Here is an 881-nt window from a genome sequence, read left to right as displayed (position 1 = left end):
GCGCTGGCCGAGGAGTTTGCCCGCGATCACCCCAAGATCGCGGCGCGTCTGGGCATGGTCGCGGGAAGCATCGGCGATCCCTACGTCAATCGTCTGCTCGAATCGTCCGCCTTCGTCAACGCGCGCATGCAACTGCGTTTCGATGACGAATTCACGCGCTTTACACAAGCGCTGCTGTCGTCGGCGTATCCGGGTTATCTGTCTGCCACCCCTTCGATCGCCATCGCAAGGCTCTATCCGGGAGGCAAGGCGGGAGGCTTCGCGACAGGCTATACGCTCGAACGCGGCACCGAGTTGAGTTCCCTGAATCTGCCCAGTGGTGAAACGACAGCGTGCACATTTCGTACGACGCAGGATGTCTCGTTCTATCCGGTCGTCATGCAGGATGGGCGCCTTACCCACGTCCCGCCCGATCTGCTGGGGCAGAGCCGCTACGTGCCGCCCGATCGGCAGATACGCGGTGCTTTGCGGCTGCGCTTGCGCACGATCGACGGATTGCCGTTCTCGGCGCTTCGCGGGCTGGATCGGCTGCAGGTCTATCTGGCGGGGGATGAGCGCGTCGCTTCGCATCTGCATGAACTGATTCACACCGGCGCGGTGGTGTCGGTGATCGGCGAGCCGGGGCGCTTCAGCGAGGCCGGATATACGTCGCACGTCGTGAGATCGGATGCGGTCGTTCAGGACGGGCTCGGACCAGAGGAGGCCGTGTTGCCGCTGGTCGCACGCAAGTTCCTGGGTCATAACCTCGTGCAGGAATACTTCGCCTGTCCAGCCAGATTCTATTTTTTCACCCTGACGGGGCTCGAAGCCGGACTCGCGCGCATTGACGGGGACGAGGCCGAGATCATCGTGCTGCTGGACCGCGCCACGAGTGAACTGTC

General features: G+C 63.0%; 1 protein-coding gene. It reads left to right on the top strand.

The window, feature by feature from the left end:
* A partial coding sequence (locus tag QCE73_RS33855; RefSeq protein WP_309885316.1) for a type VI secretion system baseplate subunit TssF occupies positions 1-881 on the top strand: 881 nt, incomplete at both ends.

Source organism: Caballeronia sp. LZ029, from assembly GCF_031451275.1.
GTDB classification, from domain to species: Bacteria; Pseudomonadota; Gammaproteobacteria; order Burkholderiales; family Burkholderiaceae; genus Caballeronia; species Caballeronia jiangsuensis.
This window is presented reverse-complemented; position numbering and strand designations above follow the sequence as displayed.